The following is a 578-nucleotide window of genomic DNA, read 5'->3' as shown; positions in this document are numbered from 1 at the left end:
GCTCAGCGATTTCTGCCATCATTGGACGCTTACCTGCATCGCGATCGCCACCACAACCGAAAATAGCCCAAAGCTGTCCGTCACAATGCACGCGCAGTGCTTGTAATGCTTTTTCAAGCGCATCAGGCGTGTGAGCGTAATCGACCACAACTTTAGCGCGATTTTCAGCTTGGAATAGCTCCATTCGGCCTAACACCGGCTGCAATTGAGCAGCCGTCGCTAGCAAATCGCTCTTATCAAAACCAAGGCTCAATAAGGTCGCAAATGCCAGCATTAAGTTGGCTGCGTTGAATTCACCAATCAACGGCGCATGCAGCGTACCTTCGCCAAACTGACCATCAAAACGAATCGTAATACCGGATTCAGCATAAGCCACTTGGCTCGCCCATAGCGCGTGTTCAAACTCAGCTGTAGGAGCAAGAGAAACGGCAATCGCATTGGTCAGTTGTTTCGCCCACGCAGCGCCAACTTCGTCATCAACATTGATGATTGCTTGAGCACATTGATGCTGGGTAAACAGCGTTAGTTTGGCGTTGGCGTACTCTTCCATCGTACCGTGATAATCAAGATGGTCTCGG

Annotated in this window: 1 protein-coding gene; it reads right to left on the bottom strand. The window is 50.3% G+C overall.

Annotation, left to right across the window (positions count from 1 at the left end; genetic code table 11):
• Positions 1-578: Mur ligase family protein (locus R8O10_RS26565; RefSeq protein WP_318192143.1), on the bottom strand; the 578-nt coding region annotated here is incomplete at both ends.

The sequence above is a fragment of the Vibrio sp. 1727 genome, assembly GCF_033344415.1.
Taxonomy (GTDB): domain Bacteria; phylum Pseudomonadota; class Gammaproteobacteria; order Enterobacterales; family Vibrionaceae; genus Vibrio; species Vibrio alginolyticus.
The sequence above is the reverse complement of the archived record's forward strand: the minus strand, read 5'-3'. Positions and strand labels throughout refer to the sequence as shown.